Source organism: Labilibaculum manganireducens (assembly GCF_963665805.2).
Lineage (GTDB): Bacteria > Bacteroidota > Bacteroidia > Bacteroidales > Marinifilaceae > Labilibaculum > Labilibaculum manganireducens.
Window position 1 is genome coordinate 2,676,408 of the sequence record NZ_CAXXEE010000003.1, and the last position, 14,774, is coordinate 2,691,181.

Annotated in this window: 15 protein-coding genes; 10 read left to right on the forward strand and 5 right to left on the reverse strand. The window is 35.4% G+C overall.

Annotation, left to right across the window (positions count from 1 at the left end):
- Positions 1 to 10: 10 nt before the first annotated feature.
- From ACHZAX_RS10350 to ACHZAX_RS10360, 3 genes are read right to left on the reverse strand one after another with little or no spacing between them, the layout of a single operon-like run.
- On the reverse strand, positions 11 to 469 hold the full coding sequence (locus tag ACHZAX_RS10350) for a ferritin-like domain-containing protein (protein WP_320019054.1): 459 nt from the start codon (positions 467 to 469) through the stop codon (positions 11 to 13).
- A 12-nt stretch (positions 470 to 481) separates the two neighbouring features.
- Positions 482 to 1,984: an NADPH-dependent glutamate synthase gene (gltA, locus tag ACHZAX_RS10355; RefSeq protein WP_320019055.1), complete on the reverse strand. Its 1,503-nt coding sequence runs from the start codon at positions 1,982 to 1,984 to the stop codon at positions 482 to 484.
- 23 nt (positions 1,985 to 2,007) lie between these two features.
- Positions 2,008 to 2,826 carry a sulfide/dihydroorotate dehydrogenase-like FAD/NAD-binding protein gene (locus ACHZAX_RS10360; RefSeq protein ID WP_101308711.1) on the reverse strand — a complete coding sequence of 273 codons (819 nt, stop codon included), beginning with the start codon at positions 2,824 to 2,826 and terminating at the stop codon, positions 2,008 to 2,010.
- Positions 2,827 to 3,107: 281 nt separating this feature from the next.
- On the opposite strand from ACHZAX_RS10360, the gene ACHZAX_RS10365 reads away from it, so the two are divergent.
- The 3 genes from ACHZAX_RS10365 to ACHZAX_RS10375 all read left to right on the forward strand — a co-directional run bounded on the left by ACHZAX_RS10365 (position 3,108) and on the right by ACHZAX_RS10375 (position 4,129).
- On the forward strand, positions 3,108 to 3,443 hold the full coding sequence (locus ACHZAX_RS10365) for a TraR/DksA family transcriptional regulator (RefSeq protein WP_101308642.1): 336 nt from the start codon (positions 3,108 to 3,110) through the stop codon (positions 3,441 to 3,443).
- Positions 3,444 to 3,488: 45 nt separating this feature from the next.
- The gene (locus tag ACHZAX_RS10370) at positions 3,489 to 3,692 is read left to right on the forward strand and encodes a PLDc N-terminal domain-containing protein (protein ID WP_394698260.1); all 204 of its coding nucleotides are present in this window, start codon (positions 3,489 to 3,491) and stop codon (positions 3,690 to 3,692) included.
- Positions 3,693 to 3,793: 101 nt separating this feature from the next.
- Positions 3,794 to 4,129 carry a translation initiation factor gene (locus ACHZAX_RS10375; protein ID WP_101308644.1) on the forward strand — a complete coding sequence of 112 codons (336 nt, stop codon included), beginning with the start codon at positions 3,794 to 3,796 and terminating at the stop codon, positions 4,127 to 4,129.
- 174 nt (positions 4,130 to 4,303) lie between these two features.
- On the opposite strand, the gene ACHZAX_RS10380 is transcribed toward ACHZAX_RS10375, so the two are convergent.
- Both ACHZAX_RS10380 and ACHZAX_RS10385 read right to left on the reverse strand, forming a co-directional pair.
- Positions 4,304 to 5,254, reverse strand: a complete 951-nt coding sequence (locus ACHZAX_RS10380) for a phosphoribosylaminoimidazolesuccinocarboxamide synthase (protein WP_320019056.1) — start codon at positions 5,252 to 5,254, stop codon at positions 4,304 to 4,306.
- Between the two features lie 234 nt (positions 5,255 to 5,488).
- Positions 5,489 to 6,466, reverse strand: a complete 978-nt coding sequence (locus ACHZAX_RS10385) for a PhoH family protein (RefSeq protein WP_101308646.1) — start codon at positions 6,464 to 6,466, stop codon at positions 5,489 to 5,491.
- Between the two features lie 137 nt (positions 6,467 to 6,603).
- Between ACHZAX_RS10385 and ACHZAX_RS10390 the strand changes: the two genes are divergently transcribed.
- From ACHZAX_RS10390 to ACHZAX_RS10420, 7 genes are all read left to right on the forward strand, one after another.
- Positions 6,604 to 7,392 (forward strand): SAM hydrolase/SAM-dependent halogenase family protein, encoded by a 789-nt coding sequence (locus ACHZAX_RS10390; protein WP_320019057.1) that lies wholly within the window; start codon positions 6,604 to 6,606, stop codon positions 7,390 to 7,392.
- Entirely contained in the window at positions 7,382 to 7,672 is a 291-nt protein-coding gene (locus ACHZAX_RS10395) for a putative quinol monooxygenase (protein ID WP_320019058.1), read from the forward strand. Before ACHZAX_RS10390 ends, ACHZAX_RS10395 begins: the two co-directional genes overlap by 11 nt.
- A gap of 169 nt (positions 7,673 to 7,841) precedes the next feature.
- On the forward strand, positions 7,842 to 8,543 hold the full coding sequence (locus ACHZAX_RS10400) for a phosphatase PAP2 family protein (RefSeq protein WP_180327210.1): 702 nt from the start codon (positions 7,842 to 7,844) through the stop codon (positions 8,541 to 8,543).
- Between the two features lie 15 nt (positions 8,544 to 8,558).
- Complete coding sequence (locus ACHZAX_RS10405; RefSeq protein ID WP_320019059.1) at positions 8,559 to 10,157, forward strand: ArnT family glycosyltransferase; 1,599 nt, start codon at positions 8,559 to 8,561, stop codon at positions 10,155 to 10,157.
- Between the two features lie 2 nt (positions 10,158 to 10,159).
- Positions 10,160 to 11,125, forward strand: a complete 966-nt coding sequence (locus tag ACHZAX_RS10410) for a glycosyltransferase family 2 protein (protein ID WP_320019060.1) — start codon at positions 10,160 to 10,162, stop codon at positions 11,123 to 11,125.
- Entirely contained in the window at positions 11,040 to 11,993 is a 954-nt protein-coding gene (locus ACHZAX_RS10415) for a lysylphosphatidylglycerol synthase transmembrane domain-containing protein (RefSeq protein ID WP_320019061.1), read from the forward strand. The genes ACHZAX_RS10410 and ACHZAX_RS10415 overlap by 86 nt, the downstream gene beginning before the upstream one ends.
- 458 nt (positions 11,994 to 12,451) lie before the next feature.
- Positions 12,452 to 14,401 carry an ATP-binding protein gene (locus ACHZAX_RS10420; RefSeq protein WP_320019062.1) on the forward strand — a complete coding sequence of 650 codons (1,950 nt, stop codon included), beginning with the start codon at positions 12,452 to 12,454 and terminating at the stop codon, positions 14,399 to 14,401.
- Positions 14,402 to 14,774: the final 373 nt, after the last annotated feature.

A 14,774-nucleotide genomic window follows, 5' to 3' on the forward strand; every position in this document is an offset into this window, starting at 1 on the left:
TTTTCTAATTCTAATTCTCTGTTAGAATATTATTGTCGTATTCCACTTCAAAACGAAGTTTATGCTTTGCTTCCTCCTGAGCAAGCATAAGGAATAATTTTTTCGACGGTTCATCTAGGGCCGCAGAAGCTAGATCATTATACAATCTAAAAGCGATTTTCTCCTTTTTCATGGCAAGAATTAACGCTTCCTGATAAGTAATATTTGATTTATCAACATCTACATCCAGTAAATAATCCCCAATTTTCAAATCTGCAACTTTAGCTTCTGAAACCTGGTACTTTTTACCATTCTTAATTGCCTCCAATTTGGCTCGGTGACCAAGTTCTTCCAAGGCATATTGCTCAAAAGTATCCTTCATCTCCTGATGCTTCATTTTCCCAGCAAGTTCTGTGTAAAAATCGGCAGCCATTTGTTCTTCATTAATGGCAAAATCTAAAATATCTTCAAGTGAATTAAACTCTTTCATTTTTTCTAATTTTTAGTGTTCCACTTTATTGGATAAATATTTTTCCTGCAAATAGATATTCATATTTTTAGCAGCTTTTCTACCATCTCCCATTGCAAGAATAACTGTAGCGCCACCGCGAACAATATCTCCACCCGCAAATACTTCAGGTATTGACGATTGCATTTTATCTTTTACAACTTCAATCGTTCCCCATTTCGAAACCTCCAAGCCTTCCACAGAATTTGGAATCAATGGATTTGGAGAAACTCCTACTGCTACCACAACTACTGTTGCATCAATAGTATATTCAGAACCTTCCATTGGAATTGGTCTTCTTCTGCCCGATGCGTCAGGTTCGCCTAATTCCATTTTCTGAACCTTAATTTGCTTTACACGACTATTTTCATCAGCAATGTATTCAATTGGATTCGTTAAGGTAAGGAACTCTATTCCTTCCTGCTTTGCATGATGAACTTCCTCAACACGGGCAGGCATTTCTTCTTCAGAACGACGATAAACAATAATTGCTCTTTCAGCACCTAATCGTTTTGCAGTACGAACCGAATCCATAGCAGTATTACCACCGCCAACAACCACAACATTTTTACCTCGTAATATTGGCGTATCCGATTCTTCCGAATCAGCTCCCATCAAATTCACACGGGTTAAATACTCATTTGATGACATAATTCCGTTCGAATTTTCACCCGGAATATTCATAAACCGAGGTAAACCAGCACCACTACCTACATAGAATGCTTTATATCCTTCTTCTTTTAAATCATCTAAGCTTGCAGTTTGTCCTACAATGTAGTTAGTGATGAATTTCACACCCATTCGGCGTAAATTTTCAATTTCCACATCAACAACTGCATTTGGCAAACGGAATTCAGGAATGCCATATTTCAACACTCCGCCAATTTCATGCAGAGCTTCGAAAACAGTTACATCGTAACCCAATTTAGCCATATCGCCGGCAAAAGACAAACCTGATGGTCCGGAACCGATAACTGCAACTTTAACACCATTTGATTCTGCCAATTCAGGAACAGAAATTACTCCGGATTCTCTTTCAAAATCTGCAGCAAAACGTTCCAAATGACCAATTGCTACAGAAGGCAGATTCAATTTCTCAACATAAAAACACCTTTGCTCACATTGTACTTCCTGAGGACAAACACGACCACAAACCGCTGGCAAAGCGCTGGTTTCTTTTAAAACAGATGCCGCTTCCAAAATATTGCCGCGCTCGATATTTTTAATAAATTTAGGAATATTGATACTAACAGGGCATCCTTCCATACAGGTTGGATTTACACAATCCATACAACGCGTGGCTTCACGCATTGCTTCCTCTTTGGTTAAACCAACATTCACCTCAACGCGCTGAGACTTAATTCGTTCTTCAGGAGCCATTTCTGTCATCTCCACCCTTTCAACCGCCATACGATCTTTGGCTTTTGTCAGTTTTTGGAGTTCGACTCTCCACTCTTTTTTACGTTCGTTTTTTATATATTCTTCAGACCTTTCCATTGTCCTGTTTTGTCTTTAATTGATTAATTTTGAAAATGATCCATTTTGTCATTTTCTTCTTCCTTGTAACCGCCTAATCTTGACATCATTTCGTCAAAATCAATTTTATGAGCATCAAACTCAGGTCCATCTACGCAAGTAAATTTAGTTTTACCATCAACGGTAACCCTGCATGCTCCGCACATACCCGTTCCGTCAACCATAATACTATTCAAACTCGCCATGGTAGGAATTTCATATTTCTTGGTCAGCAAGGAACAGAATTTCATCATAATGGCAGGCCCAATGGTGATGCACTCATCCACTTTTTCACGCTTAATAACCTCTTCCATACCTTCAGTAACCAAACCTTTTCTTCCATATGAACCATCATCAGTCATCACGATAAGCTCATCGGAATGTTTGCGCATTTCATCTTCCAGGATCAAAAGCTCTTTTGATCTTGCTGCAATAACAGTAATAACACGATTACCCGCTTTTTTATATCCTTCAACAATTGGAAGCAGTGGCGCAACACCAACACCACCACCGCAGCAAAGCACAGTGCCAACATTGTGAATTTCAGTTGGTTTTCCAAGCGGACCAACTAAATCTGTTACATATTCACCAACTTCAAGCTGACACAATTTAGTAGACGACACGCCCATTTTCTGAACGATAATGGTAATTGTTCCCTTTGCAATATCTGCACCGGCAATTGTTAAAGGGATACGTTCCCCTTTTTCGCCTACCCGTACAATTACAAAATTACCTGGTTTGCGAGCCTTAGCAATTAAAGGTGCCTCAACCACAATTTTTACTACTTTTTCTGAAAAATTCTCTTTTTCAACTATCTTGTTCATTACTTTTCTTAAATAAATGAATGAATAAAATGCTAAATAACTGGAATACCACAATTCAAACAATCTGATTCGCAATCGATTCCATTCTGATACTACAGCACATATTTACAATTCAAAAGTATAAAGAAGTAAGATTCCAGCCTAGCCAAACACATATAAATTAGCCTGATAAAATACTTTAGGATGAATCTAAATAGACACCGAAATAATTCATTCACATCCAAACAGAAAGAACAAAATACTTTTTAATTTTACCTTGTTATTGATTTCAACAGTAATTTATGCCTGAATTAAACAGAGTTCAAATCGAAATACTAATTACCGATAGAATTTCAAAACTTGAAAATGAAATCGTAATGCTGAAAGATCTCACCCAACCTGTTTCGCCGGATTGTGCCATTGGCAGAGTTAGCCGAATGGATGCAATAAACAACAAAAGTGTAAATGAGGCTGCTTTGCGTAAAAAGGAAATTCAACTATCGGCCTTGAAAGATGCTCTGAAGAATATTGATTCGGATGATTTTGGAAAATGCATAAAATGCGGAATTCAAATTCCCATTGGAAGAATCATGATTATGCCTGAAAGCAAGAAATGTGTAAATTGCGCCAATCAATAAAGTAACTAAATTGACGAACATCAAATCACAAATTTAAAACTTACGATGATACTTTCAATCATATTTGACATTTGGCTGCTAAGCAAACTAATAGCAATATTACTTCCGATAATTGCCATAATTGATATACTCCGTAGAGATTTACTAGGCATCAACAGATTAATCTGGATATTACTTGTTGTTTTTATCCCTTTTGTAGGCTCAATCATCTATTTCTATGATCGGTTTACTTACAAAGCCAAATTTTAAATATCTTTGTACTGATAGTAATAAATAACTGGTGCTTCGTGGTAAAATATCCATTTTAGACTGGTTACTGTGTACTAATTACTAACATACAATTAAATAAAATGGCAAAAAGTAAAAAAAATATCGTTTACTCAACGAACCCCGACTACAATTACGAATACGATGATGAACCGGTAGAAGAAACCTTAGCTCCGAACAAACAAAAACTAAGAGTTTTACTGGACAAAAAACAGAGAAAAGGTAAAGTTGTTACTTTAATTGAAGGTTTCGTAGGTACTTCTGATGACCTAAAAGAATTAGGCAAAATATTAAAAAGCAAATGTGGCGGCGGAGGTTCTGCCAAAGATGGAGAAATCTTAATTCAAGGCGATCACCGAGATAAAATCATGGATCTTTTAAAAGCAGAAGGATATCAGGTTAAACGAGTTGGAGGATGATTCTAAAGATCTGAGAAATTAGATTTCAGATATTAAGCGAATCAAATCTCAGCCTTTTATACGATTTTAGATACAAAATTACACAAATGATCTAATACAAAAACCGAAATCCATAATGGATTTCGGTTTTATTTTTTCTTTCCTATTAGTCCCCTTTAGGGGATTTATGGGTAATTATTTTAAAGATTCCAAACAAGTTAAAATGTTCTTCTCTATTCTTGCATTTACACTTTTAGCATCTGCTTTCACGAACTTTTCACCAATAATTTGCTCGTACAACTCGATGTAACGCTCCGAGATTTCATTTACTTTTTCTTCAGTCATTTCAGGAACTTTTTGTCCGTCTTTACCTTGAAAACCATTCTCCATTAACCATTCGCGAACAAACTCTTTCGACAATTGTTTCTGCTGCTCATTCTTAGCCAAACGCTCAGCATATCCCTCCGAATAAAAGTAACGGGATGAATCTGGTGTATGAATCTCATCAATCAGGTAGATCACACCATCTTTTTTACCAAATTCATATTTTGTATCAACCAAAATCAAACCTTTTTCGGCAGCAATTTCAGTTCCTCTGGCAAATAAAGCCTGAGTATATTTTTCAAGCATTTCGTAATCTTCTTTAGATACAATGCCTTGTTTCAATATTTCTTCTTTGGAAATATCTTCATCGTGACCTTCCATTGCCTTTGTTGTTGGCGTAATGATCGGTTTTTCAAATTTCTGATTTTCCTTCATTCCCTCAGGCATCGGCTCACCACAAAGTGCGCGTTTACCTGCTTTGTACTCTCTCCATGCATGACCGGTTAAATATCCTCTAATCACCATCTCAACCATAAACGGCTCAGCCAGATGACCAATTGTTACCATTGGATCAGGAGTTGCAATTTTCCAGTTTGGAACGATATCCGATGTTGCATCTAAAAAGCGGGTTGCAATTTGATTCAATACCTGTCCCTTAAAAGGAATACCTTCAGGTAATACAACATCAAAAGCTGAAATGCGATCAGAAACAACCATAGCAAGATACTCATCGTTAATATTATAAACGTCTCTTACCTTACCTACATATAGATTCTTTTGATTCGGGAAATTAAAATCTGTTTTAACAATTGCTTCTTTCATTGCTCCAAAAATTCTAATAATTTATAAAAATGGTTTAAACTATAAGCCATTAGCCGTAAACTGCCAGGCATCAGCTGATATTTGCTGCATTCTGCTACCAAAATAACAATAATGTAAAATTCAGCTTTTAATTTAGTGCGAAGATATATAAAAGTAAAAAAGCAGAAAAGCTGTAACAGTTATTTATATCCATCTTCACCATACTTTTTACAAAACTGTTTACCGATAACTCTTTTACTGATCTTTGCTTTCTCTCTTTTTTTCCTGCCTATCCTCTTCAATTTCGTAGGCCGTCACAATCTCTTTCACCAGCCGGTGACGAATTATATCCGACTTATCGAATTCAACCATTGCAATTCCTTTTATATCCTTTAAAATCCGAAAGGCCTGAATCAATCCTGATTGTTGCTTTCTGGGCAAATCAATTTGCGTAATATCGCCTGTAATCATAAACTTACCGCTGGTTCCCATGCGGGTTAAAAACATCTTCAGCTGCTTTGTTGTTGTGTTTTGCGCCTCATCTAAAATTACAAATGCCTCATTCAAAGTTCTTCCTCGCATATAAGCCAAAGGTGCAATCTGAATGATTTCGGCCTCCAGATAATCGGCTAGTTTACGAGGCGGAATCATATCCAGCAGGGCATCATACAGTGGTTGCAAATAAGGATCAATTTTCTCTTTTAAATCTCCGGGAAGGAAACCAAGATTCTCTCCTGCTTCAACTGCAGGACGACTCAAAATGATCTTTCTCACCTCAGAATTACGCAGGGCTTTAACAGCCAGGGCAATTGCCGTATAGGTTTTACCCGATCCGGCAGGACCAACTGCAAAAACCATATCGTTTTTTGCTGATTTTTCGACCAACTTTTTTTGGTTCGCTGTGCGGGCACGAATAATTTTTCCATTATTACCAAAAAGAATAACACTTTTAGGATCATCTGGATTTTGTATATCCGGCGTGTTTTCCAATACAATCCGTTTTATGTTGGCCAGCGTAAGAACATTGTATTGATTGTAGTGCTGAATCAAAAGATTCACTTTCATTTCAAACAAGTCAAGGGTCTTTTCTTCACCGCTGGCAAATATTTCATTCCCTCTTCCAACAATCTTCAATTTTGGAAACATCTCCTTTAAGACTACCAATTTTGAATTATTAATTCCATAAAATTCAAGAGGATCAATTACCCCTAAAGATATACTCTTTTCAATCATATATTCCGTTCAATATTCATTACTTTTGAGCCTACAAATTAATTATTAATTCTGATTTGTTTAGCAGTACCAAAGAGAAATCTGAATATATTTTTGTTTAAAATAATTCCTCTTTCTCTTTAAATTTAGATCCATTTATGGCAATAATAAGTTTAACTACCGATTGGCAGCACCGCGATTACTATCTGGGGGCACTTAAAGGGCGCCTCCTATCGATCTGTCCCGGAGCACAATTGGTAGATTTAAGTCACAATGTTGACAACTACAATATATCTCAGACATCTTTTATTATAAAAAATGCCTTTGTCCATTTTCCAAAAGGAAGTATTCATATTATTGGTGTTAAATCAGAAGAAACACCGGAACATCCGCACGTAGTTGTAAAGTATCAGGATCATTATTTTATTGGTGCCGACAATGGTATTTTCAGTCTGATAATGAAAGGCGATCCTGAAGAAATTGTACGCATTGAAAATATTGAAAAGGAAGATCACTTTCATACTTTTCCGGAACTGAATGTATTTGCCAAAGCGGCTTCTCACATTATTAAATACAACAATCTATCAGGACTGGGATCTACCCAAAAAGAACTGTTCCGATTGGTTCCCATCCGCGCGTTAATTCAGAAAGGAACAATTACCGGACAGATTATTTACATTGATTCGTATGGGAATGTAACCACAAATATTTCAAAAGACTTGTTTGAATCGGTGCGTCAGGAAAGAGAATTCGAAATTTTGGTGCAAAGCAATCATTACCGGATTTCCAAAATCAATCAGAACTATCACGAAACTTCCGAAGGTGATTTTCTGGCACTCTTCAACTCATCAGGCTTACTGGAAATAGCCATAAACAAAGGCAATTTAGCCGAACTGCTGCAACTGGATATTAACTCAGATATTAGAATCAAACTTCATGATTATTAGATTTGTAAAGCTGGAAATACTTCCACAATATATTACCGATTTTAAAAATCTTACTTCAGGCGAAAAAAAAGATATTATTGCTTTCCCAGGTTGTTCTCATCTTGAAATTTTACAGGATGTATCAAATCCATCGGTATTTTTCACGGTGAGCCATTGGCAATCGGAGGAAGATTTAAACCATTACCGAAACTCTGATTTTTTTCAGGGCAACTGGAAAAAGGTAAAACAATGGTTCGCAGCCAAACCTGAGGCATGGAGCTTATTTAAAGCTGTAGAATAAACCTGAAAAAGCAAATAGAATATCCAAAAATAAAATATTCACCCTAAAATAACAACCAAACAGTTCTTAACTTTTTTGACACAAAAATTCAATTATTTCTTAAATCTTATTTCATCTACTGGAATTATTTAAAATTCATATTTGTACTGAACTTCTATCAGTATAAAAGATGAAATTAAACAATCTGGATTCCAACGTTCGATATGCTGTTCAGCTATTTACAGGATTCGTAGTAATCGGTGCAATATTACTGTTCATTTTTTCAGATATCGAATTCTCAATTCTCGTAAATAAATATTCCAATCCATTTCTTGATCCCTTTTTTAACGGAATTACCCAACTTGGATTGGGAGCACTTTTAGCCGTTTTAGCCGTTGTTCTTTTATTTATTCGCTACTACTATGCAATTCTTTGTGCTGGAATTCTTTTGGTTTCGGGCATCGTAACTTTTGTTTTTAAAAAGATATTGTTTGCCGACGCTATGCGTCCACTCTTCTTCCTGTCTGGCAAACAATTAAGATTCCCCATTGGCATGGAAGAGCATTTCAAACATTCATTTCCAAGTGGACACACAATGACGATTTTTGCTATTGCTTTTATTCTATTTTGGATCTATAAAAACTCCAGAGTTGCTACCATAAATTTTACTCTTGCTGTATTTGTCGGCATTTCCAGAATCTATTTATTCCAACACTTTCTGATAGACGTATATTTTGGTGCTATCCTGGGAATTGCAGAATCGATATTTGTAGTTTGGCTTTTCGAAAATAAATTCAGACTCCATCAAATAAAAATCCTCCGTAAATCAATACTTTCCAACAAAAGAATTCCTCAATGGGATTTCAATAAAGGAAAAATGGCTCCTCAATAATATCACTTCGATTTTATGAATTTTTTATTTTCTCAGATGCAAATAAGAAACTGGATTCCGGCAATCATATTTTTCATATCCTTATTCTCTCTTTCTGTAGGTATAAACGGAGATATTTTTATTGTAGATGAAGCCAGAAATGCTGAATGTGCAAGGGAAATGCTTGAAAGAGGGGATTTAATAGTTCCTACATACAATTATGAGCTTCGAACTGATAAGCCTCCTCTGCATTACTACTTTATGATGATTTCCTATTCCCTTTTTGGTGTTTCTGAATGGTCGGCCAGATTGTTTTCTGTTCTTTTCGGTTGTTTTACAATTTTAATAAGCTACCTGTTTGCAAAACGCTGGTTAGGTATTAAAACTGCTGTTTGGACTGTTGTTGTGTTGCTTTCGTCAATCCACTTTAGCGTACAATTTCATATGTCGGTTCCAGATCCATATTTAATTTTCTTTATCACATCAAGCTTGTTCTTATTTTTCGACTGCCTAAAAAACAAAAGCAAAGCAAAAGCATATTTAATGTATTTGTGTCTGGGATTGGGAGCTTTAACTAAAGGACCAATTGCCATCGCCTTGCCAGGCTTAATTATGTTATTGTATTTGATTTTCAGCAAGCAATTTTCATTAAATACCATCTTATTATTACGCCCTTTTGAAGGCTTACTTATTGTATTATTTACTGCACTACCATGGTATTTGGCTGTACACCAGCAAACGGATGGAGCGTGGACCAAAGGTTTCTTCCTTGAACACAATTTAGAGCGATTTGCAAACACCAAAGAAGGTCATGGGGGAACTCTTTTTATTGCTCCTGTTTTTGTACTTGCAGGTATGCTTCCTTTCTCTGTCTTCTTTATCAGAGCGATAAAAAAAGTATTTGTCAGCAGGGAAAAACCTTTACTCATATTCGCACTAACTGCAACTTTATGTATTGTTGGATTTTTTGCTGCATCATCAACCCGCTTGCCAAACTACACCGCTCCTGCATATCCATTTTTTGCAATTGTACTGGCACATTATCTTTCTGATTTAAACACAAAAAAGCATCGGATAGAAATTATCTTTCTGATCATATTTTCTGCCCTTTTGATTCCTGCAGTCTATTTTGGACTTCATTCGGAACCCGAATTGCAATCACTGCAAAAACTTGCAGTGCTATTTTTACCAGGTTTTATTGCCAGTATTGCAGCACTCTATTACTATCGCAAAAGCAAAATACAAACATCGCTTGCAATTTTAGCATCAGGCTTTTATATCTGCTCTCTGATGATTTCACAGCTCATGTTCTTGGATGTGGCCGCCGAAAATCCAGTCAAAAAAACTCTCGCTCTTACAAATTGTGATACTCATATCGTGTACTTCAAAAAATTTAACGCCTCTTTTCCTTTTTATCTGAAAAGAAAAATAGAAACCCTTGAGACAAATAAGGAGCTTGAAGATTTTTTCACTCAATACCCGCAAGGCATTGTTATTAGCCAAAAGAGAAAACTTAACGAAATAAATTTTAGTGCTTATGCTCAGATTTGTTTTGAACAGAAGGACTTGTTTGAAGGAAGAACAACAACAGTTTTAAAAAGTCTCGGTAAAATTTCAAAAATAACAAATAATTAAATATGAAAAAGTTAAGTCTGGTAATTTGTGTTTACAACGAAGAGGATAATATTATCCCCTTAAGTGAACAAATTGTAAGAAACCTTGACAATTACGATTTTGAGGCGATTTTTGTTGATGATGGATCTACAGATGAAACAAGAAAACGAATTTTATCGATTCCCGATGAACGATTCGTAATGGTTCAGCTTAGAAAAAATTATGGACAAAGCTCAGCACTTGCTGCAGGAATTGGACAAGCGGAAGGAGAATATATTGTTACTCTTGACGGAGATTTACAAAACGATCCTTCGGATATTCCTGCCATGTTAAAGTTAGCGGAAGATGAAGATTGGGATTTAGTAGCAGGAATTCGAGAAAAAAGGCAGGATGGCATGATGCTGCGATTAATCCCAAGTAAAATTGCGAACTACTTTATCCGCCAATCTACCGGAGTTCAAATAAAAGACTACGGATGCACTCTAAAGGTATACAAGCAGGAAATTGCAAAAGACTTAGGCTTATACGGAGAACTTCACCGTTTTATTCCTGTGTTAGCCAGTTTAGAAGGTGCAACAATTACACAAATACCAGTTAAGCATCATGCCCGTCAATTTGGGAAATCGAAGTACAATTTGAATCGCACCTTTAAAGTAATCAGCGATTTAATACTAATGGTATTTCTGAAAAAATACATGCAGAAACCAATGCACCTATTTGGTGGATACGGCATTGCAATGCTGATTGTTGGCAGTTTAATCAACATATATCTTTTAATTTTAAAGTTAATGGGGCAGGATATTTGGGGCAAGCCGATACTAATATTAGGCATGCTTCTTATGGTAGCAGGCATTCAAATAATCACCATCGGAATTGTCTCTGAAATACAGGTAAGAACCTACTATGAATCACAAAACAAAACACCTTTCAAGGTTAGAAAAGTTGTTAAAACAAACAGTAAATCCGAAGTTACTAAAGGCGTTTGCTAAAATCTTTATTTCAGCACTGGCACTGTATTTTGTTTTTACGAAAATTCCGTTTAGAGATGTGTGGTTTCAAATCAAAGATGCTAATGTATTCCTTATGATTTCCGCCCTTGTCTTGTTTGTTCTGTCCAAGATCTTGGCTTCCTTTCGACTATTGCTCTATTTTAAAGCCATAGGTATTAAACTCGATTCCATAACAAATTTAAAGTTGTACTTATTGGGTATGTTTTACAATCTTTTCCTTCCTGGTGGAATTGGTGGTGATGGGTATAAAATTTACCTGCTTAAAAAACAGGAATACAGCAATGTGAGACGACTTTTGGGCAGTGTATTGGTTGACAGGCTAAGCGGATTATATGCATTGTTTTGTTTGCTTATAATCACTTTTGTTTTTTGTTCGTTTTATATCCCATGCAAACAAGCCCTTTTAATACTGATCCCAATCTCATATTTTGCTTATCAACACTTTATTAAATACATTTTCCCATATCTGAAAACCACAACAAAAGCCTGTACTTTATACTCTTTTATCGTGCAAGCGTTGCAAATGACTATGGCATTTTTTTTACTTCTGGCTTTGGGCCAAAATGCTAATATTCCAGGGTACTTATTCCTTTTTTTAGTTAGTTCGGTAGTGGCTGCATTACCTCTTACTATTGGTGGAGTAGGTGGCCGAGAAATAACTGCTCTTATTGGTGCCGATCTGCTTCACCTAAACATTGATATTGCCATTGCACTTAGTCTCTGCTTTTACCTGATAACTGCCTTGGTTTCTCTTTCAGGAATTTACTATATGATCATTCCTTTCGAAACGCAACTTTACGCAAATAAGCTTTCTTTGAATTGCACCAACTCCCATGAATCAGAATAAGTTACACGATACTAATACCGCATTGTGATCAACTATGCAATAAGAAATACTGAATTAAAAATGAAGAAATTGTTACAGCATTAAAATAAGGCTCCTTTTTTTATGATGCTCTGTTTTAAAGGGCCAAAGCCAAACAAATTATTGAGACTTTGTTCTCTCATTTCCTATCTCCAGATCAGTTCCATTTTCTGACTATTTTCTGCCCAGCCCATAATTCCACCCTTTACTTTGGAGGAATCGCTTCAACTCTATCCGCAGGTTTCCTGCCAACAACCAATATATTTTTAGCATAAATAAAACAACATTTAAATCTACACCACACCTAAGTACATAAGCTACTGTTATTTGGTTTGCAATCAAAATATTCATAACTTAATATAACACAGCACCTAAACCAATCAGTAAAATCGATTACTCTTGTTTAAATAAATTTGACTTGACAAGCCTAATATCTACACATGGGGAAAGAAATACGATATATCACCAACTTTTTTATTCTAATCATTGTTTGCATTACCTTATTAATAGGTTGCTCTTTGGCTTGGGATATTTATAAGGAAAATCAGACCTCATATGAATTAGCCAAAGGAGAAGCATTTGGCAGCTATAATAAAGATCTGGTATTTCGCAAATGGGCATCTATGCACGGTGGTATTTATGTTCCCATTTCAAACTCCATTCAACCCACCCCCTATTTAAATTTCTTAGATGAACAAAATGTAACAACCACTACAGGTAAAGAGTTAACCTTGATAAACCCTTCTTATATGACTCGTTTGGTTTTAAAACTTGGCGAGCAGCAATACGGTCAAAAAGGACATATCACCAGTTTAGATCCAATTAATTCTGAAAATAAAGCTGACGAATGGGAAACGAAAGCTTTAAAATTATTCGAAAAAGGAAAAACAGAATACTCCAGCATTGAAAATATAAATAACAAAGAGTATTTGCGCTTAATGATACCAATGGTCGTTGAAAACAGTTGTTTAAAATGTCATTACAATCAAGGATACAAACTTGGTGATATCAGAGGAGGAATAAGCGTTTCGATACCCATGAAAAAATACAATTCTGTCGTGCAAACCAAAATTGAAAGCATGATATTCACTCATCTAATTTCATATATCGTTGTCCTTTTTTTTAGTGCTTTAGGTTATCGAAGAATACTAATTGAGATGAAAAAACGCAATATCGCTCAGAAAAAAACAATAAAAAATGAAGCACTCCTCCTTCAACAGAATAAAGAATTGATTTTAACCAAAAGGAAAGCCGTTGAAAGTGATCGACTTAAAACAATCTTTCTTCAAAACATAAATCATGAAATTAGAACCCCAATGAATGCAATTATGGGTTTCTCTTCATTACTTACCGAGCAATTTAACGACAAAGAGTGTATTGAGAAATACTCTAAAATTATTATGCAGCGATGCAATGATCTTCTTTCTATTGTTAATGACATTATGGACATTTCGCAAATAGAAACAGAACAGATACATTTCAATATTGAAGAATGCAATTTGAACACAACCCTCGTTGAAATCCATGCATTGTTTAGGGAAGAACAAGTGCGTCAGAAAAAACAAAATATCAATCTAATACTAACAAGTTCAACAACTAACAACAAAACTTTTATCACCGATAAGGAAAAATTAAAGCAAATAGCAGCAAACCTAATTAGCAACGCCTTAAAATTTACCGATCATGGTGAAATTAATATAATTCTTAAAATAGATGATCACAAGAATATAATTCTTCAAGTTTCGGATACCGGAATTGGTATTCCAACTTCGGAATTTAAAAATATTTTTGAACGCTTTACGCAGGTAGAACAAGATGAAAACCGTGTTTTTAGTGGTACTGGACTGGGTTTATCAATCGTTAAAGGACTAACAAACTCCTTGTCTGGTACTATCCATATCGATTCTGAACTTGGTAAAGGAAGTACTTTTACGATTACATTACCCCAAAATTCAAATCACAACAACACAAATTCAAACTCTGGTTCTAAACAAACAAAACAAGTTTATAATTTTAGCGGGAAAAACATTTTAATTGTAGAAGACGACGAACCAAATGCTCAATATTTGAAAGAAATTTTTAACAAGACATCTGCTAAAATTATACATACCGATAAAGGAGAAGATGCTGTACAAATTGCATTATCGCACTGCATTGATGTGGTTTTAATGGATATTCGTCTGCCGGATATTAGTGGTTATCAAGCTACCCGACAAATTAGAAAAAACGATCAAGATGTTCTAATTATTGCACAAACAGCTTATACTTCAAGCCAAGACAAAAAACAAGCTTTTGATTCGGGATGCAACGAATATCTCTGCAAACCAATTAAGGCGAAAAAATTACTTGAATTAGTCAACAAGCATCTTAGCGAAGCGGTTGTAATATAAAACAGAACAGTTTTTATTTCTCTAACTAAAGTGAAATTTTTACATTAAAACGGTATCATAGACAGCAGTGAAATGAAGCCCCTTATTTGTGCCCGTCTATTTCATCAAGACATTACTATTGCACTTAGTCCCTACTTTTACCTGAATAGCGGATAAAACAACTTAACATTACCCCATACATGTATTTTTAAATCCCCCCTATTGCATTTAATGACCACAAACCCATCAAACATCCTTCATCTGAAACAAACCGAAGCGTCAATAACTAGTGACAAACAAACATTTTTCAATGCCAAATGAAATAATAATTCAAAAATAACCAACCATATAATAGTCAAATTAAAATTTATTTTAATAAATTAGTCTTTGTTCA

Coding starts and splice junctions, on each gene's coding strand:
- ACHZAX_RS10350 (WP_320019054.1), bottom strand. CDS start 469: ATGAAAGAGTTTAATTCACTTGAAGATATTTTAGATTTTGCCATTAAT.
- gltA (WP_320019055.1), bottom strand. CDS start 1,984: ATGGAAAGGTCTGAAGAATATATAAAAAACGAACGTAAAAAAGAGTGG.
- ACHZAX_RS10360 (WP_101308711.1), bottom strand. CDS start 2,826: ATGAACAAGATAGTTGAAAAAGAGAATTTTTCAGAAAAAGTAGTAAAA.
- ACHZAX_RS10365 (WP_101308642.1), top strand. CDS start 3,108: ATGCCTGAATTAAACAGAGTTCAAATCGAAATACTAATTACCGATAGA.
- ACHZAX_RS10370 (WP_394698260.1), top strand. CDS start 3,489: ATGATACTTTCAATCATATTTGACATTTGGCTGCTAAGCAAACTAATA.
- ACHZAX_RS10375 (WP_101308644.1), top strand. CDS start 3,794: ATGGCAAAAAGTAAAAAAAATATCGTTTACTCAACGAACCCCGACTAC.
- ACHZAX_RS10380 (WP_320019056.1), bottom strand. CDS start 5,254: ATGAAAGAAGCAATTGTTAAAACAGATTTTAATTTCCCGAATCAAAAG.
- ACHZAX_RS10385 (WP_101308646.1), bottom strand. CDS start 6,466: ATGATTGAAAAGAGTATATCTTTAGGGGTAATTGATCCTCTTGAATTT.
- ACHZAX_RS10390 (WP_320019057.1), top strand. CDS start 6,604: ATGGCAATAATAAGTTTAACTACCGATTGGCAGCACCGCGATTACTAT.
- ACHZAX_RS10395 (WP_320019058.1), top strand. CDS start 7,382: ATGATTATTAGATTTGTAAAGCTGGAAATACTTCCACAATATATTACC.
- ACHZAX_RS10400 (WP_180327210.1), top strand. CDS start 7,842: ATGAAATTAAACAATCTGGATTCCAACGTTCGATATGCTGTTCAGCTA.
- ACHZAX_RS10405 (WP_320019059.1), top strand. CDS start 8,559: ATGAATTTTTTATTTTCTCAGATGCAAATAAGAAACTGGATTCCGGCA.
- ACHZAX_RS10410 (WP_320019060.1), top strand. CDS start 10,160: ATGAAAAAGTTAAGTCTGGTAATTTGTGTTTACAACGAAGAGGATAAT.
- ACHZAX_RS10415 (WP_320019061.1), top strand. CDS start 11,040: ATGAATCACAAAACAAAACACCTTTCAAGGTTAGAAAAGTTGTTAAAA.
- ACHZAX_RS10420 (WP_320019062.1), top strand. CDS start 12,452: ATGGGGAAAGAAATACGATATATCACCAACTTTTTTATTCTAATCATT.